General features: G+C 69.7%; 30 protein-coding genes and 1 tRNA gene. 19 read left to right on the top strand and 12 right to left on the bottom strand.

The features are described 5' to 3' along the window. The first annotated feature begins 15 nt into the window (after positions 1-15). The 5 genes from IEY87_RS05415 (at position 16) to IEY87_RS05435 (ending at position 4,105) form a co-directional block, all read left to right on the top strand. The gene (locus tag IEY87_RS05415; RefSeq protein ID WP_189137394.1) at positions 16-777 is read left to right on the top strand and encodes an HD domain-containing protein; all 762 of its coding nucleotides are present in this window, start codon (positions 16-18) and stop codon (positions 775-777) included. A 181-nt stretch (positions 778-958) separates the two neighbouring features. Next, the gene (locus IEY87_RS05420; RefSeq protein WP_189137395.1) at positions 959-1,222 is read left to right on the top strand and encodes a DUF3817 domain-containing protein; all 264 of its coding nucleotides are present in this window, start codon (positions 959-961) and stop codon (positions 1,220-1,222) included. 124 nt (positions 1,223-1,346) lie between these two features. Beyond that, the gene (gene trpB / locus IEY87_RS05425) at positions 1,347-2,543 is read left to right on the top strand and encodes a tryptophan synthase subunit beta (protein WP_189137396.1); all 1,197 of its coding nucleotides are present in this window, start codon (positions 1,347-1,349) and stop codon (positions 2,541-2,543) included. Continuing rightward, entirely contained in the window at positions 2,540-3,340 is an 801-nt protein-coding gene (trpA, locus tag IEY87_RS05430) for a tryptophan synthase subunit alpha (RefSeq protein ID WP_225277168.1), read from the top strand. The genes trpB and trpA overlap by 4 nt, the downstream gene beginning before the upstream one ends. 9 nt (positions 3,341-3,349) lie before the next feature. Next, positions 3,350-4,105 carry a GntR family transcriptional regulator gene (locus IEY87_RS05435; RefSeq protein ID WP_189137397.1) on the top strand — a complete coding sequence of 252 codons (756 nt, stop codon included), beginning with the start codon at positions 3,350-3,352 and terminating at the stop codon, positions 4,103-4,105. Between the two features lie 48 nt (positions 4,106-4,153). Here IEY87_RS05435 and IEY87_RS05440 read toward each other — a convergent pair whose 3' ends face one another. The 3 genes from IEY87_RS05440 to IEY87_RS05450 form a co-directional block, all read right to left on the bottom strand. Continuing rightward, a complete protein-coding gene (locus IEY87_RS05440) occupies positions 4,154-4,531 on the bottom strand; it encodes a VOC family protein (RefSeq protein ID WP_189137398.1) in 378 nt (125 codons plus the stop codon). Positions 4,532-4,646: 115 nt separating this feature from the next. Next, positions 4,647-5,765 (bottom strand): S1 family peptidase, encoded by a 1,119-nt coding sequence (locus tag IEY87_RS05445; protein ID WP_189137399.1) that lies wholly within the window; start codon positions 5,763-5,765, stop codon positions 4,647-4,649. 121 nt (positions 5,766-5,886) lie between these two features. Beyond that, positions 5,887-6,477 (bottom strand): TetR/AcrR family transcriptional regulator, encoded by a 591-nt coding sequence (locus IEY87_RS05450; protein WP_225277167.1) that lies wholly within the window; start codon positions 6,475-6,477, stop codon positions 5,887-5,889. Positions 6,478-6,564: 87 nt separating this feature from the next. Between IEY87_RS05450 and IEY87_RS05455 the strand changes: the two genes are divergently transcribed. The 5 genes from IEY87_RS05455 to IEY87_RS05475 all read left to right on the top strand — a co-directional run bounded on the left by IEY87_RS05455 (position 6,565) and on the right by IEY87_RS05475 (position 10,277). Then, positions 6,565-8,418: an MDR family MFS transporter gene (locus tag IEY87_RS05455; protein WP_225277166.1), complete on the top strand. Its 1,854-nt coding sequence runs from the start codon at positions 6,565-6,567 to the stop codon at positions 8,416-8,418. Then, positions 8,415-8,819, top strand: coding sequence for a hypothetical protein (locus IEY87_RS05460; protein ID WP_189137400.1), 405 nt, complete (start codon positions 8,415-8,417; stop codon positions 8,817-8,819). The genes IEY87_RS05455 and IEY87_RS05460 overlap by 4 nt, the downstream gene beginning before the upstream one ends. Beyond that, complete coding sequence (locus IEY87_RS05465; RefSeq protein WP_189137401.1) at positions 8,819-9,058, top strand: SPW repeat domain-containing protein; 240 nt, start codon at positions 8,819-8,821, stop codon at positions 9,056-9,058. The genes IEY87_RS05460 and IEY87_RS05465 overlap by 1 nt, the downstream gene beginning before the upstream one ends. Positions 9,059-9,133: 75 nt before the next feature. Next, positions 9,134-9,862, top strand: coding sequence for a M15 family metallopeptidase (locus tag IEY87_RS05470; RefSeq protein WP_225277165.1), 729 nt, complete (start codon positions 9,134-9,136; stop codon positions 9,860-9,862). 73 nt (positions 9,863-9,935) lie between these two features. Beyond that, on the top strand, positions 9,936-10,277 hold the full coding sequence (locus IEY87_RS05475; RefSeq protein ID WP_189137402.1) for a VOC family protein: 342 nt from the start codon (positions 9,936-9,938) through the stop codon (positions 10,275-10,277). 204 nt (positions 10,278-10,481) lie between these two features. On the opposite strand, the gene IEY87_RS05480 is transcribed toward IEY87_RS05475, so the two are convergent. Beyond that, complete coding sequence (locus tag IEY87_RS05480; RefSeq protein WP_189137403.1) at positions 10,482-10,739, bottom strand: hypothetical protein; 258 nt, start codon at positions 10,737-10,739, stop codon at positions 10,482-10,484. 168 nt (positions 10,740-10,907) lie between these two features. On the opposite strand from IEY87_RS05480, the gene IEY87_RS45520 reads away from it, so the two are divergent. The 3 genes from IEY87_RS45520 to IEY87_RS05495 all read left to right on the top strand — a co-directional run bounded on the left by IEY87_RS45520 (position 10,908) and on the right by IEY87_RS05495 (position 11,816). Beyond that, the gene (locus tag IEY87_RS45520) at positions 10,908-11,024 is read left to right on the top strand and encodes a hypothetical protein (RefSeq protein WP_229699314.1); all 117 of its coding nucleotides are present in this window, start codon (positions 10,908-10,910) and stop codon (positions 11,022-11,024) included. 136 nt (positions 11,025-11,160) lie between these two features. Then, positions 11,161-11,409 (top strand): hypothetical protein, encoded by a 249-nt coding sequence (locus IEY87_RS05490; protein ID WP_189137404.1) that lies wholly within the window; start codon positions 11,161-11,163, stop codon positions 11,407-11,409. Beyond that, complete coding sequence (locus IEY87_RS05495; RefSeq protein ID WP_189137405.1) at positions 11,406-11,816, top strand: type II toxin-antitoxin system VapC family toxin; 411 nt, start codon at positions 11,406-11,408, stop codon at positions 11,814-11,816. The genes IEY87_RS05490 and IEY87_RS05495 overlap by 4 nt, the downstream gene beginning before the upstream one ends. Before the next feature lie 179 nt (positions 11,817-11,995). Here IEY87_RS05495 and IEY87_RS05500 read toward each other — a convergent pair whose 3' ends face one another. Further along, positions 11,996-13,072 carry a GNAT family N-acetyltransferase gene (locus IEY87_RS05500; RefSeq protein WP_189137406.1) on the bottom strand — a complete coding sequence of 359 codons (1,077 nt, stop codon included), beginning with the start codon at positions 13,070-13,072 and terminating at the stop codon, positions 11,996-11,998. 369 nt (positions 13,073-13,441) lie between these two features. Between IEY87_RS05500 and IEY87_RS05505 the strand changes: the two genes are divergently transcribed. Further along, on the top strand, positions 13,442-14,287 hold the full coding sequence (locus tag IEY87_RS05505; RefSeq protein WP_189137407.1) for an NUDIX hydrolase: 846 nt from the start codon (positions 13,442-13,444) through the stop codon (positions 14,285-14,287). Here IEY87_RS05505 and IEY87_RS05510 read toward each other — a convergent pair. Continuing rightward, a complete protein-coding gene (locus IEY87_RS05510) occupies positions 14,276-14,596 on the bottom strand; it encodes an STAS domain-containing protein (RefSeq protein ID WP_189137408.1) in 321 nt (106 codons plus the stop codon). The genes IEY87_RS05505 and IEY87_RS05510 overlap by 12 nt on opposite strands. A 53-nt stretch (positions 14,597-14,649) precedes the next feature. Here IEY87_RS05510 and IEY87_RS05515 point away from each other — a divergent pair. Next, positions 14,650-14,739: transfer RNA gene (locus tag IEY87_RS05515), tRNA-Ser, on the top strand. A 24-nt stretch (positions 14,740-14,763) separates the two neighbouring features. Here IEY87_RS05515 and IEY87_RS05520 read toward each other — a convergent pair. Further along, complete coding sequence (locus IEY87_RS05520; RefSeq protein ID WP_189137409.1) at positions 14,764-15,642, bottom strand: sigma-70 family RNA polymerase sigma factor; 879 nt, start codon at positions 15,640-15,642, stop codon at positions 14,764-14,766. An 83-nt stretch (positions 15,643-15,725) separates the two neighbouring features. Between IEY87_RS05520 and IEY87_RS05525 the strand changes: the two genes are divergently transcribed. Next, on the top strand, positions 15,726-16,175 hold the full coding sequence (locus IEY87_RS05525; RefSeq protein ID WP_189137410.1) for a carboxymuconolactone decarboxylase family protein: 450 nt from the start codon (positions 15,726-15,728) through the stop codon (positions 16,173-16,175). 79 nt (positions 16,176-16,254) lie between these two features. Here IEY87_RS05525 and IEY87_RS05530 read toward each other — a convergent pair whose 3' ends face one another. Continuing rightward, positions 16,255-18,492 carry a MinD/ParA family ATP-binding protein gene (locus IEY87_RS05530; RefSeq protein ID WP_225277164.1) on the bottom strand — a complete coding sequence of 746 codons (2,238 nt, stop codon included), beginning with the start codon at positions 18,490-18,492 and terminating at the stop codon, positions 16,255-16,257. A 113-nt stretch (positions 18,493-18,605) separates the two neighbouring features. Here IEY87_RS05530 and IEY87_RS05535 point away from each other — a divergent pair, with 113 nt between their 5' ends. Both IEY87_RS05535 and IEY87_RS05540 read left to right on the top strand, forming a co-directional pair. Then, positions 18,606-19,562, top strand: coding sequence for an NAD(P)H-quinone oxidoreductase (locus IEY87_RS05535; protein ID WP_189137411.1), 957 nt, complete (start codon positions 18,606-18,608; stop codon positions 19,560-19,562). Positions 19,563-19,567: 5 nt separating this feature from the next. After that, positions 19,568-20,080 (top strand): bacterial proteasome activator family protein, encoded by a 513-nt coding sequence (locus IEY87_RS05540; RefSeq protein ID WP_189137412.1) that lies wholly within the window; start codon positions 19,568-19,570, stop codon positions 20,078-20,080. Here IEY87_RS05540 and IEY87_RS05545 read toward each other — a convergent pair. Then, positions 20,071-20,877: an HAD family hydrolase gene (locus IEY87_RS05545; protein WP_189137413.1), complete on the bottom strand. Its 807-nt coding sequence runs from the start codon at positions 20,875-20,877 to the stop codon at positions 20,071-20,073. The genes IEY87_RS05540 and IEY87_RS05545 overlap by 10 nt on opposite strands. Before the next feature lie 223 nt (positions 20,878-21,100). Between IEY87_RS05545 and IEY87_RS05550 the strand changes: the two genes are divergently transcribed. After that, positions 21,101-21,304, top strand: coding sequence for a cold-shock protein (locus tag IEY87_RS05550; RefSeq protein ID WP_043619750.1), 204 nt, complete (start codon positions 21,101-21,103; stop codon positions 21,302-21,304). Between the two features lie 720 nt (positions 21,305-22,024). Here the strand turns inward: IEY87_RS05550 and serS are convergent. Genes serS through IEY87_RS05565 form a run of 3 tightly spaced genes read right to left on the bottom strand, consistent with a single transcriptional unit; the run spans position 22,025 to position 25,478 of the window. After that, positions 22,025-23,287 (bottom strand): serine--tRNA ligase, encoded by a 1,263-nt coding sequence (gene serS / locus IEY87_RS05555; RefSeq protein WP_189137414.1) that lies wholly within the window; start codon positions 23,285-23,287, stop codon positions 22,025-22,027. Positions 23,288-23,328: 41 nt separating this feature from the next. Beyond that, positions 23,329-24,249 carry a prephenate dehydratase gene (gene pheA / locus IEY87_RS05560; protein ID WP_189137415.1) on the bottom strand — a complete coding sequence of 307 codons (921 nt, stop codon included), beginning with the start codon at positions 24,247-24,249 and terminating at the stop codon, positions 23,329-23,331. Continuing rightward, entirely contained in the window at positions 24,195-25,478 is a 1,284-nt protein-coding gene (locus IEY87_RS05565) for a glycosyltransferase 87 family protein (protein ID WP_189137416.1), read from the bottom strand. The genes pheA and IEY87_RS05565 overlap by 55 nt, the downstream gene beginning before the upstream one ends. Between the last annotated feature and the right edge of the window lie 209 nt (positions 25,479-25,687).

A 25,687-nucleotide genomic window follows, 5' to 3' on the forward strand; every position in this document is an offset into this window, starting at 1 on the left:
TCTCAAGGAGACCGTATGAGCTCATTCCTGCCCCGCCGCACAGTGCTGGGAGCCGGCCTCGCCGGCGTAGCGGGCCTGGCGGTCGGTACACCCGCCGCCGCAGCCGACGGCACCGGGGATCAGTACGCCGACCTAGCCTTTCCGACCACGCGCGTCGCCCGGGCGGCCCGGCAACTGGTGACGGACGAGCAGCAGCCGTACCTGCGCAACCACAGCCTGCGCAGCTTCCTGTTCGGCCGGGCGGCCGCCGCCCAGGCCGGTCGCCGGCCCGGCCAGGACTACAACGCCGAAGTCATGTTCCTCATCTGCGTGCTGCATGACATGGGCCTGACCGAACGCGCCGCCACCAGCCAGCGATTCGAACTCGACGGCGCCGACTTCGCCGCCCGGTTCCTGGAGCAGCACGGCATCACCGACCGCCGCGTCGACACCGTCTGGGACGGCATCGCCCTGCACACCTCTTTCGGCTTCCACCAGTCGCCGGTGTTCGCGCGGCGCCGCCCGCCGGAGATCGCGATCGCCCAGGAGGGCATCGGCATCGACCTGACCGGCAGCCCCGACCAACTGCCCGCCGGATACGCCGAACGCGTGCACGCCGCCTATCCCCGCCACGGCGGCGCCCGCATCTTGACCGACGCCATCATCGCGCAGGGCCTGGCCGACCCGCGCAAGGCGCCGCCCATGACGCTGCCCGGCGAGATCCTGCACCAGCGGCATCCTGAGGTTCCCTATATGACCTGGGAAGGCTTCCTCGACGCCAGTGGCTGGGACGACTGACGGCACGCCTCACCCCTTGAGCGGCCGCCCTCGTCCGAACCCGTGAACAAACGTGCATGCGTCGGATCGACGCAGTCATCTGTCAGATGAACCGCGTCGCCGGCATCTACAACCTGCTGTGGGCGATCGTCGTCGTCTTGATGATCGTATGTCCCGGCTATGCCCGGGAGCGTGATCCGGAATGCGCACGCTGCGGATCGCGGCCGGCGTCGAGGCCGTCTCCTTGACGGTTCTGCTGATCAACCTGTTCGCCACCCACGTCACGGCGATCTCCTCTCTCATCGGTCCGCTGCACGGCGCGGCCTACGTCACCGTCGTCACGGCCACCCTGCTGTCCCGATCACCAGCCTCATCCGGCACCCGCCGGCGCGCTGCCATCCCCGCCATCGGCGGGCTCCTCGCACTGTGGCGACTGCGTGACCGTTCCCGAGCAAGCCAGCCCTGATCGGTGGCCACCAGGCCTGTCCTCCGGGTGCAAGGGACGGCCGGGGGTGGCGCGGGCACGTCTCGCATGTCACACTCACTGTTATAGAACTCTGCCAAGAGTTATAGAACGAGGTGAGTGTGACATGCGAGACGTGTCGACATCGAGCAGGTCCGTCCCAACGATGGGCGAGCCCCGGGCGCTGGGCCGGTTCGGCGAGTACGGCGGGCGGTACGCGCCGGAGTCGCTGGTGGAGGCGTGCCGTGAGGTGGCGGAGGCGTTCCGGGAGGCGTGGGCGGATCCGGGGTTCCGCGGCACCCTGGCGGAGCTGCTCGCCCTGCACGCCGGACGTCCGACCCCGCTCACGCCGGCCCGGCGGCTGTCGGGAGAGCTGGGCGTGCGGCTGTACCTCAAGCGCGAGGACCTGACCCACACCGGATCCCACAAGATCAACAATGTGCTGGGCCAAGCCCTGCTCGCCGTGCGGATGGGACGGCGCAGGCTGATCGCCGAGACGGGGGCGGGCCAGCACGGGGTGGCCACCGCGACCGCCGCCGCGCTGCTCGGCCTGGAGGCCACGGTGTTCATGGGCCAGCGCGACATCGAGCGGCAGGAGCTGAACGTCTTCCGGATGCGCATGCTGGGCGCCGAGGTGGTCCCGGTGACCACGGGCAGCCGTACGCTCAAGGACGCGACCAGCGAGGCCATGCGGCACTGGGTGGGCGTCACCGGCGACACCCACTACTGCGTCGGCTCGGTCGTCGGGCCGGACCCGTACCCGTGGATGGTCAGGGAGTTCCAGCGGGTCATCGGCGACGAGGCCCGCGCGCAGTGCGCCGCCGCGCTGCCTACCGGCGTGCCGGACCAGGTGGTCGCGTGCGTGGGTGGCGGCTCCAACGCGGCCGGCACGTTCGCCGGATTCGCCGACACCCAGGCGCGCCTGGTCGGTGTGGAGGCGGAGGGCGGCGCCGGGGCGGCCCGCGGCCGGCTGGGCGTCCTGCACGGCTGCCGCTCGCTGTTCCTGCAGGACGACGACGGGCAGATCACCCAGGCGCACTCCATCGCCCCCGGGCTCGACTACCCGGGAGTCGGCCCGGAGCACGCCCACCTGCGCGACCTCGGCCGGGCCCGGTACGTCACGGTGACCGACGACGAGGCGGTCGGCGCGGCGATCCGGCTGGCGCGCACCGAGGGCATCGTCCCGGCGCTCGAATCGGCGCACGCGCTGGCCTGGGTGATCCGGGCTGCCGACGCCGGCGAGTTGCCCGCCGGATCGACGGTCCTGATGACGCTGTCCGGCCGGGGCGACAAGGACATCTCCACGCTGAAGGAGCTGCTGTGACGAACCTCACCCTGACCCCGGGCCCGGTCGAGCGCCACCTGCGTGCCCGCCGGGACACCGGCCGCGGCCTGCTCATGCCGTACGTCACCGGGGGGATCACGCCCGGCTGGACGGACTACCTGCGGGCGTTCGCCGCCGCCGGCGCGGACGCCATCGAGGTCGGCCTGCCCTTCTCCGACCCCACGCTGGACGGCGTCACCATCCAGCAGGCCAGTGACACGGCGCTGGCCCGGGGGGCGAGCACGCGCCGGATCCTCGCCGACCTGTCCGGCCTGCCGGACCTGGGCGTGCCGCTGGTCGTCAGCACCTACTACAACCTGGTGCTGCACGACGGGGGCGAGGCGTTCTGCGCCGCGCTGCGCCGGGCCGGCGTCACCGGTCTGATCGTGCCCGACCTGCCGATGCACGAGGCGGACGAGCTGACGGACGTGGCCGCCGCCGCCGGGATCGAACTGGTCCTGCTGGCCTCGCCGGCGACGCCGGAGCCGAGGCTGGCGGAGATCTCGCGCCGCAGCCGCGGCTTCGTCTACGCGGTGTCGCTGATGGGCACCACCGGCGAGCGGGCCGCCCTCGGCGCCTCGGCGGCGGAGCTCACCACGCGAATCAGACGGGGCACCGATCGGCCGGTCTTGCTAGGATTTGGCATTTCCACGCCTGACCAGGCGCGGGAGGCCGGCAGGCACGCCGACGGCGTGGTGGTCGGCGCCGCGGTCATGCGGCGGGTGCTCGACGGGGCGGGGCCGGACGACCTGCGGGCCTTTCTCGCGACCTTGCGGCAGGCCCTCGACCAGGAGTGACCGACCACGATGCCCCCCGACGCCGGACACGAGGCGAGATACCGCGCCATCGCCGCCGATCTCGCCGCGAAGATCCGGTCGGGACACCACGCCCCCGGCGAGGCCCTGCCCCCGCAGCGGGAGCTGGCCGCCTCCTACGGGGTGACTCTTATGACGCTGCGCCAGGCGCTGCGGGAGCTCAGCGACGAGAAGCTGATCGTGCAGCGGCCCGGCAAAGGCACGTACGTGGCCCCGCCCCACCTGGCCTACCAGCTCGGCTCACTCCGCAGCCTGGCCGACGATCTGCGTGAGCAGGGCCACGACGTGGGCACCGTGGTGGCCGGGCGGGCGCTGCGCCGGGCCCCCGCCTCGATCGCGGCCGAGCTGCGGCTGCGGCCCGGCGACACCGCCCTGCGGCTGGAGCGGGTCCGCGAGTTCGCCGGCCGTCCCGCCGTGCACCAGGTGTCCTGGGTACGCCGGCCGGTGGCCGAGCAGATCCGCGACCGCGACTTCACCGCCGTCTCCCTCTACGCGGCCCTCGCCGACGCGGGCGTGGCGGTCGCCCGGGCGTCCGAGGTGGTCCGGCCCGGGCTGCTCGACCCCGCCGCCGCCCGCCACCTCCACGAGCCGCCGGGCAGCCCCGTGCTCGTCAGCACCCGGATCACCTATACGCCCGACGCCGTCCCCGTGGTGTCGGACCATGCCACCATCCTGGGCACCATGATGGAGATCCGCACCGAACGCGCCGCCACCGGCCTGTCCCTGTCCTGGCGCGCCACCAACTAGCCGTGATCTGCAGGGTGCCACCCGCCCGGTTTGTGGCCGCGCCGGACCTCACATGCCCGCGCGGTGGGCCTCGCTCAGCTCGATGATCTGGACGTAGTTGCCGTCCGGGTCCATGGCGGTGGCGAACAGGCTGCCGTCGCGGTCCTCCAGCTCCGCCACCCAGGTCACCCCGAGGTCGTTCATCCGCGCGACCACGGCACGGGCGTCCGGCACCTCGAAGTTGACGACCATCCTGCCGGGCTCCGGATTCTTGTCCCCGATGTCCGTCCGGGTGTCGATGAACAGGTGGAAGTCCCCGAACCTGAGCACCCCGTAAGACTCGACATCGGTCTCCTCCGCCGGCTCCAGCGCGGTGACGTACCAGGTACGCAGGCGCTTGGGGTCGGTGCTGGCGAGGAGCATGCTGCCCAGAACTGACCGTCTCATACCGTTCCTCCTGTGGGTGTCGACGTGCTGTCCACCATGGAGACCCGGCGCCCGGCCGAAACTCATCGCGGCGTGCCCGGCACAGTGCCGGACACGCCGCGTCACAGGTACGGGGTCAGCCTCTGGTGAGGGTCAGCCCGTAGGTGGAGAGGATCTCGTTGACCGGCTGGTGGTACGTCGTGCCGCCGACGGTGCAGTTGCCCGAGCCGCCGGAGGTGACGCCCTGGGCCTGGCTGCCCGAGATGAACGAGCCGCCGGAGTCGCCCGGCTGCGCGCACGCGCTGGTCCGGGTGAGGCCGGTGACCCTGCCCTGCGAGTAGGTCACGGTGGCGTTGTGCTGCTGGATGGTGCCGCAACGCCAGCCGGTGGTGGAGCCGGAGCGGCAGATGGACGAGCCGACCGACGCCTGCGTGGAGCCGGTGACGGTCACCCGGGAGCTGCCGGAGCCGCGTACGTACGGGGTGGGGTTGTTGCCGGGGGCGGCGACCCAGGCGTAGTCGTTGCCCGGGAACGAGGAGCCCTGGAAGGTGCCCGTCGGGTTGGTGGTCCGCGAACCCGCACTGCCGCAGTGACCGGCGGTGACGAAGCCGGGGGTGCTGCCGCGCGTCACGGAGAAGCCGACGCTGCACCGGCTGCTGCCGATGTAGAACGGCGAGCCGCCGATGATATCGATGTACGGCTTGGGGGTCTCGGTGGTCGCGGCCGTCTTGACCGCGCTCTTGTCGACGCCCGCCGCGGCGACCAGCGCGTCGGCGGCCTCCTGGGTGGCGGCGAGGACGGCGACGCTGTTGGTCGCCACGTCGACGTACCACAGCGTGGCGCCCTGGGTCTTCTCCGCCGCCTGGTCGAGCTGCGCCACGACGCCGTCGAGCTGGGCGAGCGTACGGGACACGACGACCGGCTCGGCGCCCTGGGACTTGATGGCGTCCGTGGTGGCGGCGTCGGTGGTGGCCACCATGAGCTTGGAGGCGTCGGCGTTCAGCCACGCTCCGCCGTAGGACTTGCCTAAGGAGGAGGTCAGGCTGGCCTCGGTGGCGGCGGCGCGCCGCTCGTTGTCGAGCCGGGTGATGGCCTGCTGCTCGGTGAGTCCGAGGTCGCGTTCGAGCGCGTCGATCACCGCGGGTGGGGTGGACGGGTCCGCCGAGGGGGCCGGTTCGGCCATGGCGGCGTGGAGAGGAGTCGCGAGGCAGGCCACGATGGTGGCTCCTACCAGGGCACAGCGTTTACCTAACATGTGCACTCCTTGAGGGGGGTGCTGTCAAGTTAACGGCTGGTACGGGACCTGACAGGTCCCCAAATGACCCCTATTTCGGTCTTATGGTCGTACGGCGAACTCCGCTGCGGCGCGCCCGAAACTAGCCGTGCAGGCAGACCTCGAACATGGCGGTCAGGCGATCGACGTCCGCGGGGGTGGGCGGCTCGGGGCCGAACGTACGGCGCATACTGCCGATGCCCAGGAAGAGCATCGTGACCATCCGGGCACGGGCGCGGGCCTCGGGGGCGTCGCCCAGGATCTCCGCGATCGGCTCGATGAAGGCCGTCCGCAGGCGTTCGCGTACCAGAGCCTTGACCTCGGGGTCCTGGGAGGAGTGTTCGAGCGAGCGCAGGATGCGGCTCTTCGGGTCGTGGGTCATGCGCTTGGCGGCGTAGACCGCCAGGCGTCTGGCCAGGCCCTCGGCGTCGCCGTCGAGGATGCGGCGGATCGTGGGCTCACCCTGCAGGACCTCGCTGAACAGCCCTGCCTTGGAGCCGAAGTAGCGGCCCACCAGAGCGACGTTGGCCTCCGCCTCGGCGGCGATCATGCGCACCGTCACGTGCTCGTAGCCGTGCTCGGCGAACAGCGTCCTGCCCGCGGCCAGCAGTCGCTGCCGGGTGGCCTCACGGTCTCGCGGTCTGACCGCCTCCTCGAGCTGGGTGTCCATGCCCGGGATCGCCTTGCCGTTCATGTGAGGAATATATCTACTTGCCGCGCGGCTAGTAAACGGACGTATACTCCAAAGGCATATCAGTACAAGAGGGGATGTGGTGTCGCGGTGGCGCAGGCACAGACCGCAACCGCCACAGCACGGCAGTACACACATCGCGAGATCCTCAAGGTCATGGCGGGCCTCATGCTCGCCATGCTCACCTCGATGCTCTCGACGTCCGTGGTGGGCACGGCACTGCCGACGATCGTGGGAGAGCTCGGCGGGCAGGAGCAGTACCCGTGGGTGGCGTCGGCGACCATGCTGACGATGACGGTGTCCACGCCGCTGTGGGGCAAACTTTCGGATGTGTTCGGCAGGAAACTGCTGTTCCAGACCGCTCTGGCGCTGTACGTCGGGGCCTCGCTGCTCGCCGGCCTGTCGCAGGACATGGGCCAGCTCATCGCCGCCCGCGCCGTACAGGGGCTCGGGGTGGGTGGCCTGTCGGCCCTCGCCCAGGTGATCCTCGGCGACATCGTCTCGCCGCGCGAGCGCGGCCGCTACTCCGGCTACATGGGCGCCGTCTTCGGCGTCGCCACCGTCATCGGGCCGCTGCTCGGCGGGTTCCTCGTCGACGCCGACTGGCTCGGCTGGCGCTGGTGCTTCTACGTGGGCGTGCCGCTCGCGATCGTCGCCGCCGTGGTGATCCAGCGGGTGCTCAAACTGCCCGTCGTCAAGCGGGACACCACGATCGACATCTGGGGCGCCACCGCCATCACGACCAGCGCGAGCGCCCTGATGCTGCTGCTGACCCTCGGCGGGCAGCAGTTCGCGTGGAACTCCCCCTGGACCTACTTCCTCGGCGCGCTCACCCTGCTGTCGCTGGCCCTGGCCGTGCTGGCCGAGCGCACCTCCGGCAACCCGATCCTGCCGCCCCGCCTGTTCCGCAACCGCACCTTCCTGCTCACCGCCTCCGCGTCCCTGTTCGTGGGCGTCGCGATGTTCGGCGCGCTGATCTACATGCCGCAGTACCTGCAGATCGTCAAGGGGATGAGTCCCACTAAGTCGGGACTCATGACGCTGCCCATGGTGGTGGCCATGCTCATGGCGAGCATCAGCTCCGGCAAGATCGTCACCAGGACCGGGAAGTGGAAGGCGTACCCGGTGGTGGGGCTGGCGCTCGTGTCCGTCGGCATGTTCCTGCTGTCCCAGCTGCACGTGGACTCGACCGAGTTGCTCATCGGGTTCGACCTGGGCGTTCTGGGCCTGGGGCTCGGCCTGACCATGCAGATGCTGATCCTCGCCGCGCAGAACGGCTCCGAGGTGCGCGACATGGCCTCCACGACCTCAGGCGTGTCGTTCTTCCGGGCGCTCGGCGGGGCCATGGGGGTGGCCGCGTTCGGCGCGATCCTCAACAGCCGGCTCACCACCGAGATGACCGAGCTGGCCAGGGCCGCGCACCTCACCCTGCCCAGCGGCGCCGTCTCCCTGGGCAGTCCCGAAGAGATCCAGCAGTTGCCGGTGGCCGTCAAGAACATCGTGCTGGAGTCGTTCACCCGCGGGCTGGAGACCGTCTTCCTGGTAGGCGTGCCGATCGCGGTGCTCGGCTTCCTGGCGGTGCTCTTCCTCAAGGAACTGCCGCTGCGCGGCAACACGGAGGCCGCTCCGGCCTCCCCACCGGCATCGTCGTCGCCCTCGTCCTCACCCTCACCCTCGCCCTCACCCTCGCCCTCGCTCAGCAAGCAGGACCTGGTCCTGGCCGGGCTGCTGCTCGAACTCGTCGCCCAGCGCGTCGACCGGGCCACCGACCGGCCGTCGGCGCTGCTCACCGCCGTGGCCAAGATGGCCCCGCCCGACGACCGGCCCGAGCGCGAGCGTGCCAGATCGGTGGCGCAGGACGTGCTGCGTCCCACCTCCCGCGCGCTGATCGAACAGGCCGTGCCACCTCAGAGAGACCTCGTGACCGGAGGAACCCCCCGATGATTCGCACCTTTGTGGGCGCTGTCATGGCCGGCCTGGCCTTCATGGCCGGGCTGTGGTTGATGATCGCGCCGTTCGCGCTGGGTGCCCAGCCGGAGAACGCCTCCTGGACGGGCGCCACCACGTCGCAGTTCTTCACCGGGCTCGGCGTGGCCGTCGTCGCGCTCGCCGGGGTGGCCGCCTTCGTCGCCGCCATTCGTGACGAGCTGGTCGCCCGCGGGTTGGTGGAGGTACGCAAGCCGGAGCCTGTCCCCGTGCCCGTCGCCGCCCCCGTGGAGACGTCCTCCTCCGAGTTGGCCACGCTGCTCGCCCCGCTCGTCGAGGCGCTGCGCGAAGACCTGAGCCACCGCCCCGGCCGCCAGAACGGCTCGGGCCCGCTGGTCAAATCGGAGGAGAACCTGTGATGAAGGCCCGGCTCGGCGTCTGCGCCCTCGTCCTGCTGTTCCTGGCCGGCCTCTGGCTGGTCGCTTCACCGTTCGTGGTCGGCTACCAGCCTGCGGGCGCCCCCTATACGGCCGCGACGGTCAACAACCTGTGGGTGGGCGGCGGGCTGGCCGGGCTCTCGTTCATCACCCTCGTCCTTTACGCGGCCGACGCACTCCGCGAGCTCACCACCCGGGCCGAACACCCCACCGACGCCTGACGCCTGACAGCGAAACGCCATGCCGTACGGGCCCATAACAGCTTGACCTGGAAAGACGTGGCATATGGTGGCCAGATGAAACGTGCTGCCGCCATGGCGTTCGTGGTGCTCGCGTCCGTTTCGTGCGGCGGGCAGGAACCGGCCGCGTCCTCGGAGCAGAGCCCGCCAGCCTCGCCCACCATGCCCGCCACACCCACCGCATCCACTCCCACACCTTCCCCGACCCGGACCGAACCACCCGAGTTCACGGCCAAGGTGACCAAGGTCGCCCGAGACCGCCTGCCCTACTCCTGGCGTGAGGGCTGCCCGGTCCACTACCGCGACCTGCGGCTGATCACCCTGAGCTACTGGGGCTTCGACGACAAGCCCCACACCGGCGAACTCGTCGTCCGCAAGACCGTCACCGACGACATCGTCCAGGTCTTCGGAAAGCTGTACGACTGGCGCTGGCCGATCCGGCAGATGAAACTGGTCGACGCCTTCAAGGCCGACGACTTCGCCTCGATCGAGGCCGACAACACCTCGGCCTTCAACTGCCGCCGCGCCACGGGCTCGAGCAACTGGTCCAACCACGCCTACGGCCAGGCGATCGACATCAACCCCCGCGAAAACCCGTACGTCACCGCAGGCGGCGACACCGCCCACAAGAACGCCGAGAAGTACACCGAACGCCCCATGAAGGGTAAGGGCGTGATCAACCCAGGAGACCGGGTGGTACGCGCCTTCCGCCAGGTCGGCTGGGAATGGGGCGGCGACTGGGCAGGCACCAAGGACTTCCAACACTTCAGCAAGGGCGGCGGCTGACACCTGCGCCGATGAGTTTCCGACGTTGCCCGGGTCAGTACTGGCGGCACATTGACTACGCGCGGAGGACGACATGGCGCTGGACCTCTTTGCTGGTATCCCCGTTACCGACTACGCCGCAGCTTTGCCGTGGTACGAGCAGTTCTTCGGCGGGAAGCCCTCGTTCCTGCCGAACGACATCGAGGCGGTGTGGGAGGTGGCCGAGAACCGGTACATCTACATCGTGCAGGATTCGGAACGGGCAGGGAACGCCCTGGTGCTGTCGTTCGTCGACGACCTGGACGACCGGGTCACCGCGATCTCGCGACGGGGTATCGAGCCCGCCGAGCGCGAGACGTACGACGGTGGCGTGACCAAGGTGATCTACCGGGACGCGGAAGGCAATGAAATCAGCTTCGGCGGCGTCCCAGGCTGACGCCACCTCGGGTCTGATCACGCACCGCCGAGGATGAAGGTCATCCGCCTGACACTGATGCCGTAGCGATGCCAATCACGCAGAAGATGCCGTGGCTCGCCGGACGCTATTGGCTGATGGCGTGAGTGTTGGGCACAGGCCTCGGCTGCTGGCAGGTCATCGACGGCCGCTTGGCCGGGTGGGCCCGGCCAAGCGGCACCCCTGTCAGGCTGCTGCCAGGCCCAGCCAGGACAGTTGCTCCTCCAACTCCTCGACTGTGGCCGCTGAGACGATGACCGGTTTTGGTGCCGACCAGGTGGCCAGCGCGTAGAATTGGCGTGAGTACGGGCCGTACATGATCGTCCAGTCCTGATACTCGCCATCCAGCCATGCCGCCTCGGCCCGCGCCTGGGCATCCCATCGGCGCCGGTGCATCACGGTGGGCACCACCTGTCCGGCGCGGTGCCGGCCGCCAGGCCGCATTACGGCGCCTCCCCCGGAGCGCCGCCGGAGGCATCGCCCCCTGCCCTCTCCAGTTGCTTGACCGCCAGCTCCAGTTCGCGGCGGAGTTGTACGGCCGTCTCGCCGTACAGGGTTCGCCGCCCGGTGCAGCCGCAGAGGCACGGGCTCGATCTTCCGACGGGCGAGCCGGTGATCGAGTTGCGCCGTACCACGCGTACGGCTGACGGGCGGGTGGTCGAGTATGCCCGTGGCGTGCATGCGGCGAGCCGGTTCATGTGGTCGTACACCTTTGTCATTCCTGACTGAACGACCGTCGGGACCAGCCCGTAAACGCCGCACACCCGCATGATCCGGCCCGGTCACCCGCTGCATCGCAGTCCATAATCATCCAGCACCACTGCTAGCAAGCGACGGTCTGACCAGGTGGCGTAGACTCAAAAGCATGAGCGTGGCCTATGAGGAGTACGAAGATCTTCATCGCCTGGTCGACCGGCTCACTCCGGACCAGGCACGAGCGGTCCGTGCGGTGGTCCTGCAGCTTGTTCCGAGCCAAGCGCCCGCAGAGGTTCCCTCATCCGAAGACGGCCGCGTTCGGCGCTTCCCCTTCGCTAAGACGATGCACGCCGAACACGACCTTGCCGCCCGTTCAGAAGACATCATCCGCAACGAGCTCGGCGGATACACCAGGTGATCATCTGCGACACGGGTCCCCTCGTGGCGCTGTTCAACGAAGCTGATGACGACCATGAACGCTGCCTCGCCTTCCTCGAACGCCACCCCGGCCCACTTGTCATCCCCGCCCCTGTCCTCACAGAAGTCTGCTGGCTTGTCGAATCCCGCGTCGGCGCTGAAGTCGAGGCTCAGTTCCTCCAGTCGATCGTTGACGGCGTTCTCACCCTCGAAGCTGTGACCACCCAGGACCTCAGCCGGATGGCCGACCTCATCCGGACCTATGCCGACTTTCCGCTCGGTGCCGCCGACGCCTCCGTAGTTGCCGTAGCTGAGCGCCTCAAGGTCCACGAGATCGCCACTCTGGACCGTCGACACTTCCACGTCGTCAAACCGCAGCACGTCAACGCCTTCACCTTGCTGCCATAACGTGGTGGTCCCGACCGACAAGACGGAAGGGTCTTCTATCTGCTGCGGGCAGCCGAACCACCATGAAATGACGGCTACGGGATCGCGGGTTTGACGGCACCTCGATGCCCAGCAGCACAAGAACGCCGGCGACATCGAGAAGAAACGCGAAGCGTATCAATGCCTGTCGGTCGGCGTGCTCACGGCGGCTCGAACCAGTCGGCCGTCTCCTCGCCCCAACGCCATGATTTTTCCATGAAAGGCGTCGCGGAGAGGTCCGCCGCGGTGCGGGAATTGGCGGTCCGAATCGCCTTTTCGTGGTCGGCGAGAACGCCGTCGCGCGAAAGCTCCAGCATCCAGAGCGGCCTCAGCTCGGCGCCGCGCAGCGCTTTCGCGTCGGTGGATTCGATGCCGGTGTGCACCATCCGGGCGCCGGCCTCCACGGCCCGCCGTAGCGGCAGGTAAATGACGAGATTGAAGTATTCGGCGACGCCGCGCAGCCGTGGGTAATCGAATCCCGCTGAGCGTACATAAAGCGTTCCGCCGTATATGTGATAAAGGACGTACCCAACCGGCGGTTCCCCCGGCGGGACGCACAGGGCGACCCTGGCCTCCTCGCCCATGTGCTTGGCCTGGGCGGTGAGCAGTCGCTCGTAGAACCCGGCGGGATGGGCATGGCCGTACTTCGCCTCGGTGGCCGCGAGCAGGTCGGCGGCCACGCCGGTCCACTCGCGCAGCGACCCCTCGATGATCTCGTAGCCGGCCTCGGCGAACCGCTTGACCTCGCTCCTGACCGTGTACCGGCGGCCCTTACTCAGTGAGCCCAGCCACTCGTCCCAGCCGCCCGCCGGAACCCGCAGCCAGGCGTCGGCCTGCAGCAGCACCGGCAGGGCCCGCACGCCGGCCTGGCGCAGCACCGCCACGTCCGGCGTGCCGAGGAACATCGCCATCGCGGGCAGCCCCGCCTCGTCGAACGCGGCGCGCAGCCGCTCGGCGGCCTCGCGCCGGTCGGCCCCCGGTGTGGTCAGCAGGTGCGTCTGGTAGCCGTGGCCGGGGCCGGCCAGCAGCCCGAAGGGCGGCGGCGCGGGCAGGCCGCGCGCGGTGAGGATCGCCGTCCAGTCGTAGAACGGGTTCTCCACCCCGCCCGCCAGCGCGACGGGAAGGGCCGCCAGGCCGCCGTCGGAGAGCTCCGCGGTGACCGCTCCCGACGGCATGGACGACATTTCCGCGCAGAACGCGAGCCAGCGGCGTGATGAATAGAGGAAATCGGCGGTCATCGCATTCCAGCGCGCCGCGGTCAGGCCACTCAGAGGTTCGACGAATGGCAACACCGAAATGGCCCCCGTTCCCCGGGTTCGCCGTGAATTCCATGAGCCGGACATCGCGAGATTCGCACGCGGGAAGATCGCTGTCAATGGCGTCTTTCCGATCACCGAGAAACTCCGACAACCGGGCTGAAAGCGCTGTCGTGAACGTGGGCGCGTCGCGGCCGGCCGGTGCGCCGGGTGCCCGTCCATCCATCAGAAAACGTCATTCAGCCCCGTACCGTGGCCGGCCCCCACCCGGTGCCCACGCCGGCATCACGCCCGACACTGGGTACGGTCAACTGAGGTACGGGTCCCCAAGGCGGCTGAGAGGATCACGGCATGGCGGACAAGGACGGCGACGGCTGGGCCGAGTGTGCGCAAGGGCACCGGCACTGGGGAGTGCACGGCGCGTCCGGATTGCTCGCCGTACACCATGATGACCTCGGCACCCCGTACGTCCTGATGCAGAAGCGCGCCCTGTGGAGCCACCATGGCGGCACCTGGGGTCTGCCCGGCGGCGCCCGTGACAGCCATGAGGACGCCGTGGCGAGCGCTCTGCGCGAGGCCCGCGAGGAGGCCGCGCTCGGCGCCGAGCACCTTCGGGTCCAGGGCGTCTACCGTGACGATCACGGCGGGTGGGCGTTCGAGACGGTGATCGCCGAGTCGGCGGGGCTGCTGGCGGCCGTGTGCGCCAACAGCGAGAGCGACGAGCTGTGCTGGCTGCCGCTGCCCGAGGTCACCGACCGGGTGCTGCATCCGGGCTTCGCCGCGACGTGGGACCAGGTCCAGCTCGCGATCAACCCCGAGACCGTGGTGCTGGACGTCGCGAACATCGTCGGCGCCCAGGCCGAGAAGGGCTGGTGGAACGACCGCCAGGGCGCGGCGACCCGGCTGCTGCGATCGGTCGCGGGCATGAACCTCACCCATCCGACCCTGGCGCAGTGGTATCCGCGCCTGGTGGCCGTGGTCGAGGGCGCCGCGAAGGGCGTGCCGGACATTCCAGGCATTCAGGTGGTGGCGGCCACGGGCAGCGGCGATGACGCGATCGTGGGGGTGGTGAAACGGGCCAGACCGTGGGAGCGGACGCTCGTCGTCACGGCCGACCGGGGGCTGAAGGAGCGGGTGAGCGCGCTCGGCGCCGAGACCACCGGCCCGAAGTGGCTGCTGTCACAGCTACGCGGGTAACACCTCGTCGAAGACAGCTTTGAGCCCCGTCACGTCGAGCACGCGCCGCAGGACCCCGTGCACGCCGGTGAGCGTGAGGGACCCGCCGCGCTCGGCGACGCCCCGCTGCAACTCGACGAGCGCCCACAGCCCGCTGGAGTCGCAGAAGGTCAACCGGCTCGCGTCGATCACGACGTCGAGCCGGCCCTCGGCCGACAATCCGCCCAGGCGCTCCTTGAACGCGGGAGCGGCGACCTTGTCCAGCTCACCGTCCAAGCGCACGGTGACGGTTTCCTCCACTCGTAGAACCTCGAAGCTAAGATCCGTCACCACTCGAACGTACACCGCTGCCACCACAGCCGCTATCGTTGTGTGCGCGCACTGGAGGGTTCGCATAGTGGACGAGTGCAGCCGCCTTGAAAGCGGCCAGGTCAGCGATGGCCTCGTGGGTTCGAATCCCACACCCTCCGCCACGTTCCAGCCCGCTCGGCGGTGACTCACTCCGGATCCGGCAGGTCCATCAACGCGAGCCTGGCCGGGTCGGTCACGACCGCGATGTCGGCGATCCGGCCGTCGACGACGGTGAACGCCATGACCGAGAGCGGGACGCCGCTGTCCAGCCAGGATACGAACCCGGGCAGGCCGTTGACGAGCACCGCTCGCCCGCGCACGGCCGTGGCCGCGCCCAGCCGCGCGCCGGAGGCGACCTTGGTGGCCCCGAGAACGACGACCACACCCTGGGGAGTGTCGACGGTCAGCCTCACCTCGGGGTCGAGCACGCGCAGCAACCCCGCGAAGTCGCCATGCCGAGCCGCCGCCAGGAAGGCCTGGACCACCTCTCGCTGCTCTCCTGCGGCGACTGTCGGCCGCTCGGTCGCCCGCACCTTCCTGCGGGCGCGGCTGGCGAGCATCTTGGTGGCGTCGGCGGACTTGCCGAGGATCTGGCCGATCTCGGCGAACGGCACCGCGAACAGGTCGTGCAGCACGAACGCCAGCCGCTCGCTCGGCCCGAGCGATTCGAGGACGACGAGGAGCGCGAGCCCCACCGAGTCGGCGAGCACCGCGTCGTCCTCCGGCGCCGGGCCGTCGTCGACCGTCACGACAAGCTCGGGCGGCCGGTCGCCGTAGGACGCCTCGGCGTGGGCCTGGCGCGAGCGCAGGACGTCGAGGCTGATCCGGCCGACCACCGTGGTCAGCCAGCCGGCGAAGTTGTGGATGGTTCCCGGGTCCTGGCGGGAGAGCCGCAGCCAGGCCTCCTGGACCACGTCCTCGGCATCGGCGTGTGAGCCGAGCATGCGATAGGCGACCGCGCGCAGCCTGTCGCGCTGGGCCTCGAACGTCTCGGCCACCGGGTCCGTCGGACTGGTTTCGGACATGTTGTTACCTTCCTCGGCGCTGCTCCGTCATGGGTGATGACGGGCCCGGACGGGCTCGGGTAACCGATGAAGGAGCAGGATCGATGGAAGCACGCATGAAGAGCCCCGCGAACGCCGACGTGATGACGGCGATCCAGGGCCTCTACAAGGCGATGTACGCCGGGGGCGTCGACCCGCGCGTACTCGGGCTGGTCCACCTGCGAGCCAGCCAGATCAACGGCTGCGGCCCGTGCGTGTTCGCCGGGATCGACTCGGCCAAGAAGCAGGGAGAGACCGACGAGCGGCTGCACAACGTGGTCACGTGGCGCCACACGCCCTTCTTCACCGAGGCGGAGCGGGCGGCGCTCGCGCTGACCGAGGCCGCCACCCGGATCCAGGACGGCGCGCCGGGCGTGACCGACGAGGTCTGGGACGCCGCCGCCGCTCACTTCGACGAGAAGCAGCTCTCCGCGATCATTCTGGACATCGCGCTGACCAACTTCTTCAACCGGATCAACCACACGATTCAGGAGCAGGCCGGCAAGACCTGGTGAGCCGGCCCCGTCCTGTGCCGGGCGCCCGTGCGGACGACGGCCCGCCCACTCCTGAGCGTCCGTGCGGACGGCGGCCCGCTCACTCCTGGGTGCCCGCGAACCCGTCGCCGACGTAGGCCGCGAGCTGGAGATACGCCTCCCTGGTGGTCTCCTGCAGCCGGTCCAGGTCGATCTCCGCGCCCTCTTCCAGGTGCGGGTCGTACGGCACGCGGATCACCGCACGGCACCGGGCGGCGAAGTGCGCCTCCAGCTTCTTGATGTCCACGGCCGACTTCGACCGGGGCCTGACGCTGCACAGCACCACGGTCGCGTCACGTACGAGATGGCCGTAGTGGTGGGCCTCCAGCCAGTCGAGCGTCGCCGAGGCGGCTCTGGCGCCGTCCACCGACGGCGAGCTGACCAGCACGATCTGGTCGGCCATGCCGAGTACGCCGCCCATGGCCGAGTGCAGCAGGCCGGTGCCGCAGTCGGTGATGCAGATGGAGTAGAAGTTCTCCAGCACCTGGGACACGGCCTGGTAGTCGGCGCCGCTGAACGCCTCGGACACCGACGGGTCGCGGTCGGAGGCCAGCACCTCCAGCCGTGACGGGGCCTGCGAGGTGAACGCCCTGATGTCGACGTACCTCTTGACCTGCTGATGCTCGTTGAGCAGATCGCGTACGGTGGCCGAGGTCTCCAGCACCAGTTTGTCCGACAGCGTGCCCCGGTCGGGGTTGGCGTCGATCGCGATGACGCGATCGCCGCGCATGTGCGCGAGCGTCGCGCCGAGGCCGACCGTGGTCGTGGTCTTGCCGACCCCGCCCTTGAGACTGAGTACGGCCACCCGGTGGTGACCGGCGGCCACCGGGGTGCGGGCCCTGGTCATCAGCTCGCGGCGGCGCCTGACCTCGGGCGGCTCACCCGGCTTGATCCAGCCGCCCGACGCCTTGAAGACCAGCCTGCGCCAGCCCTTGGACGGGGCGTTGCGGCGGCCGCGCAGCAGCGTCTCGGGGTCGAGGCTGTCGGCGCTTGGCCTGCCGGTGACCGGCGGGCGGGGCGGGGCGTTGAAGACGGGGATGGGTGCCGGGCGGTGCCGCGGCTCGGCCGAGCGCTGGAACTCCGGCGCCTGGCGGTGGCGTGGCTCGGCGGCCGGACGCTGCGGCTCGTCGAAGGCCGGTGGAAGCTGCCCGAAGGCGTGCTGCGGCTCGTCAAGCGGACGTGCGGGCTGGTCGTAAGCCCGCTGGGCGCCGCCGAACGGGGGCGCGGGCTCGTCGTCGAAGGCGCGCTCGTCCGAAGACTCCCGAACCGGGCGCTCAGGCTCCTCGAAAGCCGGTTTGGCCGGCCCATCGGCAGAACGCCGCGGCTCATCGAAGAGACGCCTCGTCCCGTCGGCGGGACGCTTCGGCTCATCGAAGGCACCCTGAGGCGCTTCGGCGGGACGCTTCGGCTCGTCGAAGGCCCGCTGCGGCATTTCGGGGAGGCGCTGAGGCTCGTCGAAGGCGCGCGGGGAGGTCTCGGCAGGGCGCTGCTCCCCGAACGGGCGGCGCGGCTCGTCGAAGTGCCGCCGGGGCTCCTCGAAGATGTGCCGCGGCTCGTCCAGAGATCGCTTCGGGGTCTCGGCGGGCGGCGGCGTCTCGGCGACCGGCTCAGGCCTGAGTGCAGCGGGCCGTCCGATGACCTGCTGCGGCCCGGTGTCCTGCTCGGCCTGATCCTCCTGCGCCTCCTCCGGTACGGACGCCGCCGACGACCGTGCCCACTCGGGCGGCAGCGGCCACGGGAGGTTCTCCTCCGTCTGGTCCTCGGGTGGCTTCACCTTGCCGGGCAGCGGCAGCATCGAGTAGGTGTCGGTGTCGTCGGGGCGGGGCAGCGGCCGGAGCGGCGCCCCGAACGTGTCGTCGGCCGCCTTGCCCAGGCTGGCCGGCGGGGAGGCGGGCTCGTCCTTGACGGCAGGCTCGTCCGGCGGCGCGGGCTTGTCCAGGAAGCTCGGCTTGGCGCTGTCCTGGAAGCCCGGCTTGGCGGGGGTGTCCAGGAAGCTCGGCTTGGCGCTGAAAGCGGGCTCGTCCTCGTCCGCCCACTCACCGGCCTCGCTCTTCGCCTCGGGCGCCTGCTCGGCCGGCGCCGCGCCGTACACGGAGTCGACCGCGGCGCGGAACAGCGGCGGGGGCGGTGTGTCGTGCTGCGGAACCGACGCCCACGGGTCCTGAGGGTATGGCGAGGCGACGGAGTCGTCGGGCGCGGCCGAGGAACTGACCTTGACCGGGACCTCTTCCGTCTCCTTGATCGCGTCAAGCCAAGCCAGCTGTTCCTCTAGCGATTCTTCTCGATCGTGCCTTGCCACCGTGTTCCCCCTCGGGTGGGTCTAAAGGGGCAGCAAATACTTCGCAGGTTAACGTCAAGAGTTGAGAGTAGCCCTGCCAACCCACAACTTCCTTGCCCCGTTACCTTGGTCTCATGCGAGCCATCGAGATCACCCGCAGTGGCGGGCCCGAGGTGCTGGAGTGGCGCGAGGTGCCCGACCCTCGCCCGGAGCCGGGCGAAATCGTCATCGAGGTGGCGGCCTCCGCGGTCAACCGGGCGGACGTGCACCAACGTAACGGCCACTATGACCCACCTCCTGGCGCTTCGCCGTACCCCGGTCTGGAGGTCTCCGGGGTGGTGGCCGAGGTCGGCGCGGACGTCGAGCAGTTCCGGGTGGGCGAAGAGGTCTGCGCCCTGCTGGCGGGCGGCGGTTACGCTGAGCGCGTAGCCGTGCCCTGGCAGCAGGTGATGCCGGTGCCGCAGGGAGTGCGACTGGTGGAGGCCGCCGGGCTGCCAGAGGTGGCGTGCACGGTCTGGTCCAACGTGTTCATGACCGCCAGGCTGCGCAAGGGCGAGACGCTGCTCGTGCACGGCGGCGCCAGCGGGATCGGCACGTTCGCGGTGCAGCTCGCCAAGGCGCTCGGCTCACGGGTGGTGGCGACGGTCGGCTCGGCGGAGAAGGCCGAGCGCGTCCTGGCGCTCGGCGCGGACGAGACCGTCGACTATCACCAGGAGGACTTCTCGGAGAAGGTCCGGGCCGATGTGATCCTCGACATCATCGGCGCCAAATACCTCGCCCAGAACGTCAAGGCGCTGCGCCCCGGCGGGCGGCTGGTCGTCATCGGGCTGCAGGGCGGCCGCAAGGCGGAGCTCGACCTGGGCATGCTGCTCGCCAAACGCCTCTCGGTGTACGGCACCACGCTGCGGGCGCGGCCCGTCGACGACAAGGGCGCGATCGTGCGCAGCACCGTCGACAAAGTATGGCCGCTGGTCAGCGGGGGCGCGGTGCGTCCGGTGGTGTACGCCGAGGTGCCGATGGAGCGAGCGGCAGAGGCGCATCGAATGCTCGATTCCGGAGAACACGTCGGGAAGATCCTGCTAGTACGGTGAGACGTATGAATGCTGAGGACAACAACACCCCCCACATCGTGGTGGTTGGCCCGGACTTCCAAGGTCAGGGCGATAACGGCGATGATGAGCGGTCGGTCACGAACCTGGTCGAGCAGCCCGCCAAGGTGATGCGGATCGGCAGCATGATCAGGCAACTGCTGGAGGAGGTTCGCGCCGCCCCGCTCGACGAGGCCAGCCGCAAGCGTCTGAAGGAGATCCACCAGTCCTCCATCAAGGAGCTCGAGGACGGCCTCGCGCCCGAGCTGGTCGAGGAGCTGGAGCGGCTGTCGCTGCCCTTCACCGAGGAGAACGGCCCGCCCAGCGACGCCGAGCTGCGCATCGCGCACGCCCAGCTCGTGGGCTGGCTGGAGGGGCTGTTCCACGGCATCCAGACCACGCTGTTCGCGCAGCAGATGGCGGCCAGGGCGCAGCTTGAGCAGATGCGCAGGGCGCTGCCCGGCGTGCCGCACGGCGAGGAGCCGCCGCGGCCCCCCGGCGGCTCCGGCCCCTACCTGTAGAGGTTTTCGAGCACCCGGGCGACGCCGTCATCGTCGTTGGCCGCGGTCACGTGATCGACCGCCGCCAGCACGCCGGGGTGCGCGTTGGCGACCGCGTAGGACGTGCCTGCCCAGCTCAGCATGGGCAGGTCGTTCGGCATGTCCCCGAACGCCACCACCTGTGACGCCTTGATCTCGTGCCGTTCGGCCAGAGTGGCCAGGGCGGTGGCCTTGGTGACCCCGCGAGCGCTCATCTCGACCAGCCCCTTGCCGCTGGAGTGCGTGGCGGTGACCAGATGGCCCACCAGGCCGTGCACGGTGGCGTGCAGCTCGTCGGGGTGCATCTCGGGGTGCAGGGCCAGCAGCTTGGCGCAGGGGCGCGAGGTGAGCGTCCGCCGGACCGGCAGGGACCCCGCGGTGGTCTGACGGTCCCAGCTTCCCAGCCGGAAATCGGACTCATGCGCGAAACCACCTTCGTACTCGACCGAAAAGGCGAGCTCGGGGACGTTCGCTCGAAGCTGAGCGACGACTTCCTCGAGCACCTGTACGTCGATGAGGTGAGATTCAACTATCCGTTCGCTGTGCAAGTCGTAGACCAGCGCGCCGTTGGCACAGATGGCTACGCCACGGTGACGCAGCGTGCTCACCACACCGCCCATCCACCGGGGCGGCCGGCCGGTCACGAAGACCAGCATGGCCCCGAATTCCTCGACTTTCGCGAAGGCCGCAGCCGTGCGGGGAGACACCGTTCCGTCGGTACGCAGAGCAGTGCCGTCCAGGTCGGTGGCCACAAGGCGGGGCGCGGGAAGGCTGTGCATAACAGGTTCCAGTTTGCCCGGTGATGCCACCGACCAGAAATCTTCCTAGGGAGAGGAACACCAACGCGGCAGAATGGTGTTAGATGTGGTGGCGTTGTATTAGCGATCCCGTAGTGAATACCAGCATGAGTTTGTCTGAGCCACCCCGGGGTGCTTGCTGTACGACACACCGGGACCCACGAGGTGTGGGTCCCATAGATTCACATCCTGAGGGAGAGCTTTTATGGCTCAGGGAACCGTCAAGTGGTTCAACGCTGAGAAGGGCTTCGGCTTCATCGCCCCGGACGGCGGTGCGCCGGACGTGTTCGTGCACTTCTCCGAGATCGTCGGCAACGGCTACCGCAGCCTTGAAGACGGCCAGCGGGTCGAGTTCGAGATCACACAGGGCCAGAAGGGGCCGCAGGCCTCCCAGGTCCGTGCTATCTGACCTGCTAACGGCGAGACGGGCCGGGGTTCGCTTCCAGCGAACTCCGGCCTTTCGCGTTTACCGGGCTCCCTTTTGGGACAACCTGTCTCGTATTGACCGGTTGTTGTCACGACTGTGACTCAATTAACACGGACAGTGAACCTGCATTCCTCAACGCATATGAGATATGCGGGGTTATGTCACCCCGTAACTGTCGTCTCGCTGTTCGTGCTGCCACTCAACGACCGGACCCGGGCGGGCAAACTCAGTCACGTCGACGGTTCGGCCCGCCGTCAGACCGCCACCATTCTGACGGACGCCGCTCTATACGCTCGTGAAATCCACGGAGACGGGCGCTGAGGCCGCCTCCCTAGCCCGGACCCCGATCCCGGCCCATGGCGCGTCCTGGCCGTTCACAAGGACCTGATCGCTCTGCCCGCGCGGGCTCCCCCGGGTGGATACGGCAACGCACTCTCCGGCTGGCCTCAGGACGCCGCCAAGTGATCGCCACTCGTGCCACTGGCCGTGCTCTCCGTGACTGCGAGCGGGGGTACGCGTATGCCTCTTTGTGGCTGCCACCGGGGGCGCTGATGCCGACGCCGGCGGCCGTGAACCGGGGCATCGTCCATCGTCTCCGGCGACCACGACACAGCGCTGACGCCCCTGCTCGGCCACGGGTCCGCGATCGGCGGACTCGTGACGCCGCGCAGGAGCGCAAACGTCAGCGTGTCGTACGTACGCCTACTTGACGGGCTCCAGCACGTCCAGGCCCACGAAGGGACGCAGCGCCTCGGGAACCACCACGGAACCGTCGGCCTGCTGGTGGTTCTCCAGGATGGCGACGAGCCAGCGAGTGGTGGCCAGCGTGCCGTTGAGCGTGGCCAGGTGCTGCGGCTTGCCGTCCTTGTCCCGGAAGCGGACCGCGAGCCTGCGGGCCTGGAACTCGGTGCAGTTGGAGGTGGACGTCAGCTCGCGGTAGCGGCCCTGCGTGGGGATCCACGCCTCGCAGTCGAACTTGCGCGCCGCCGACATGCCGAGGTCCCCGGCCGCCGTGTCGATGATCCGGTAGGGCACCTCGATCTTGGCCAGCATCTCCCTCTCGTACGAGAGCAGCCGCTGGTGCTCCTCCTGGGCGTCCTCGGGACGCACGTAGGAGAACATCTCGACCTTGTCGAACTGGTGCACCCGGATGATGCCCTTGGTGTCCTTGCCGTAGGAGCCCGCCTCGCGGCGGAAGCACGACGACCAGCCGGCGTAGCGCAGCGGCAGCTCGTCACCGCCGAGGATCTCCTGGGCGTGGTAGCCCGCCAGCGCCACCTCCGACGTGCCGACCAGGTAGAGGTCGTCGTCGGGCAGGCGGTAGATCTCCTTGTCGTGGGCGACGTGGAAACCGGTGCCCTGCATGGTCTCCGGCTTGACCAGCACCGGCGTGATCATCGGGATGAACCCGCGCTCGATCGCGTGCTGCATGGCCATGTTGAGCAGGCCGAGCTGCAGCCGCGCGCCCACGCCCCTGAGGAAGAAGAACCGCGAGCCGGACACCTTGGCGCCCCGCTCCATGTCGATGGCGCCGAGCCGCTCGCCCAGATCGACGTGGTCCTTGGGCTCGAAGTCGAACACCCGCGGCTCGCCATGGGTCTCGAGCACCACGTAGTCGTCCTCGCCGCCGGGAGGCGCGCCCTCCTCGACGATGTTGGGCACCGTCTGCAGCAGCTCGTCGAGCTCCCCGGCCAGCTTCTCGGCCTCGGCCTCGGCGGACTTGACCTGTGCGGCGAGGTCCTTGGCCCGCTGGAGCAGGGCGGCCTTCTCGTCGCCCTGCGCCTTGGAGACCGATTTGCCGAGACTCTTCTGCTCCGCGCGCATGGTCTCGAACGAGGTCAGCGCGGAACGGCGGCGCTCCTCAAGGCCGAGCAGCGTGTCGACGATGGAGTCGTCCTCACCGCGGGCACGCTGCGACGCCCGTAGCCGGTCGGGATCCTCACGAAGGGTACGCAGGTCAATCACAAGGAAAGGCTACCGGCGTTGACCGGCGGCCCGCTCCCGCATTAGACCTGTCCGGCCCTGATCCTGGCCAGCCACTGCCCCGCCTCGGCGAAATCGGCGTCGGCCGTCCCCCGCTTGATCTGGGGAGCGACGCCGTCGGCCCGCGGATAGCTGCCGAGGAAGCGCACCTGCTCGCAGATGCGATGCAGCCCGGAAATCGCCTCGCCGACCCGCGCGTCCGCCACGTGGCCCTCGAAGTCGAAGTGGAAGAAGTAGTGGCCGATGCCGTCGCGGGTGGGCCGCGACTCGATCCGGCTCAGGTTGACGCCGCGCACCGAGAACTCGGTCAGCATCTCCAGCAGCGCGCCCGGATGGTCGTCGGCGAGGAAGACGACCAGCGTGGTCCGGTCGGACCCGGTCGGCTCCGGCAGCGCGCCCGGCCGGCTCACCCTGATGAACCTGGTCACGGTGTCGGACCTGTCGCCGATGTCACCCGCCAGCTCCACCAGCCCGTAGTGCTCGCCCGCGATGGGTGCCGCGATCGCCGCGTCGTACGGCGAGCCCGGCAGCGCGACCTCCTGGGCCGCCGCCGCGGTCGACGGCGCGGACACCACGACGGCGTCCGGCAGCTCGCGGCTGGTGAAGGCGCGGCACTGCGTGATCGCCGCCGGGTGGGTGTAGACGCGCTTGATGTGCCCGATCTCGGTGTCCGGCCTGGCCAGCAGCGAGAACCGCACCGGCAGCAGCAGCTCGGCGGTGATCAGCAGCGGCTCGCCCCAGGCGAACTCGTCGAGTGTGGTGGTGATCCCGCCCTCAAGGGAGTTCTCCAGCGGCACGACCGCGCCGTCGGCCTCGCCGTTCCGCACGGCGTTGAGCGCGGCGGTGACGTTGGCGCAGGACAGCTGCTCGGCGCCGGGCTCCAAGAGCCTCAGGGCCTCTTCGGTGAAGGTCCCCTCAGGTCCGAGATACGAGATTCTGGGCATGCTTCCAGAGTATCCGCCGGTGGACGCGTGCTGCCGGGTTTTCGGGCCGCCCGTTTCGGCAGCCAGAACACCAGCAGCCAGACCAGGGCCAGCGCCCCCAGCCCGAAACCGTTCTGCACGATCTTGCCGAGGACCGGGCTGACGACCGGAATGTCGGCGGCCTTCAACGCCACCCCCCACCACGGCACCGGTACCACGTAGTAGAGCCACACCCCCGCGGCCACCCGCAACCTGACCGGATCCCGCCCGTCGCCCACGATCGCGCCCAGCACCACGACCACCCAGGCCAGATGGTGGATCCAGGCGACCGGCGAGAGCAGCACCGCCATCAGCCCCACGAGCGCGACGGCCGTCAGCGGCTCCTTGGCCAGATAGGCGTTCCGCGCGCCGCGGAAGCCGTACCAGCCGACCACCGCGACCAGCGCCAGCCAGATCACCGACGTCAGCGCGTCAGGCATGTACAGGCGGATGAGCATGCCGCGCATCGACTGGTTGGTGGTGGCGGCGTTCGCGCCCAGCCGTTCGGAGTCCAGCAGCGCCCCGAACCAGAAGTCCACCGCGTCCTGTGGCAGCACCGCGAACGGCAGCAACGTCAGCAGCGCCGTCACGAACGACGCCATGAACAGCGTCCGCCACTGCCGCGTCACCAGCAGATAGATCAGGAAGACGCCGGGCGTGAGCTTCACCGCCGTGGCCAGCCCGATCAGGAACCCGCGCGGCCACCACGGCCGCCGCGCCACACAGTCGGCCAGACAGAGCGCCACCAGCAGGATGTCCACCTGCCCGAACCGCACCTGGTCCCGGATCGGCATCAGGTAGGTGCAGGCGACCACCAGGAACGCGAACACCCACGGCGCGTGCCGCCGCCCGAGCACCTGCCTGAACGAGAACCCCACGGCCACCGCCAGCGCCAGGAAGATCCCCGCCGTCCACACCCACTGCGCGGTCCCCCAGGACATCTCCGCCAGTATCGCCGCCAGCATCGCCGCGATCGGCGGGTAGGTGAACGGCAGCAACTGCGGGGCAGGGGTGAAGTAGTCGTAAACCGGCCGCCCCTCAAGCAGCATCTGCCCGCCGGTACGGTAAACGTCGAGGTCGACGAGGCGCTGGTCGTCCGGGTTCGTCAGCCACTGCTGCACCAGCGGGGCCACCGCCGCGACGACGACCAGCACCACGACGGCCCACGCCCACCACTGCCGCCGCTTCACCGGCGTCTCGACACTCGTCACGGTGTGGCACGTTACCGTGGCTGTTGTTTGTCGAGCGCGCCAACACTGGGGGATCCACACATGCCGCAACCCACCTCCGGCGCGCCCTCCCCCATGCACCCGACCGCCTCCCGGCCCCCGCTCCCCGTTACCCACCCGTCGACCGGCCTTCCCCCCAGGCGCCGGTACGGCGGGCACGAGGTACGGCGGAGCTCGGCGCAACGAGTACG

The organism is Nonomuraea glycinis, assembly GCF_014646515.1.
Taxonomy (GTDB): Bacteria; Actinomycetota; Actinomycetes; order Streptosporangiales; family Streptosporangiaceae; genus Nonomuraea; species Nonomuraea glycinis.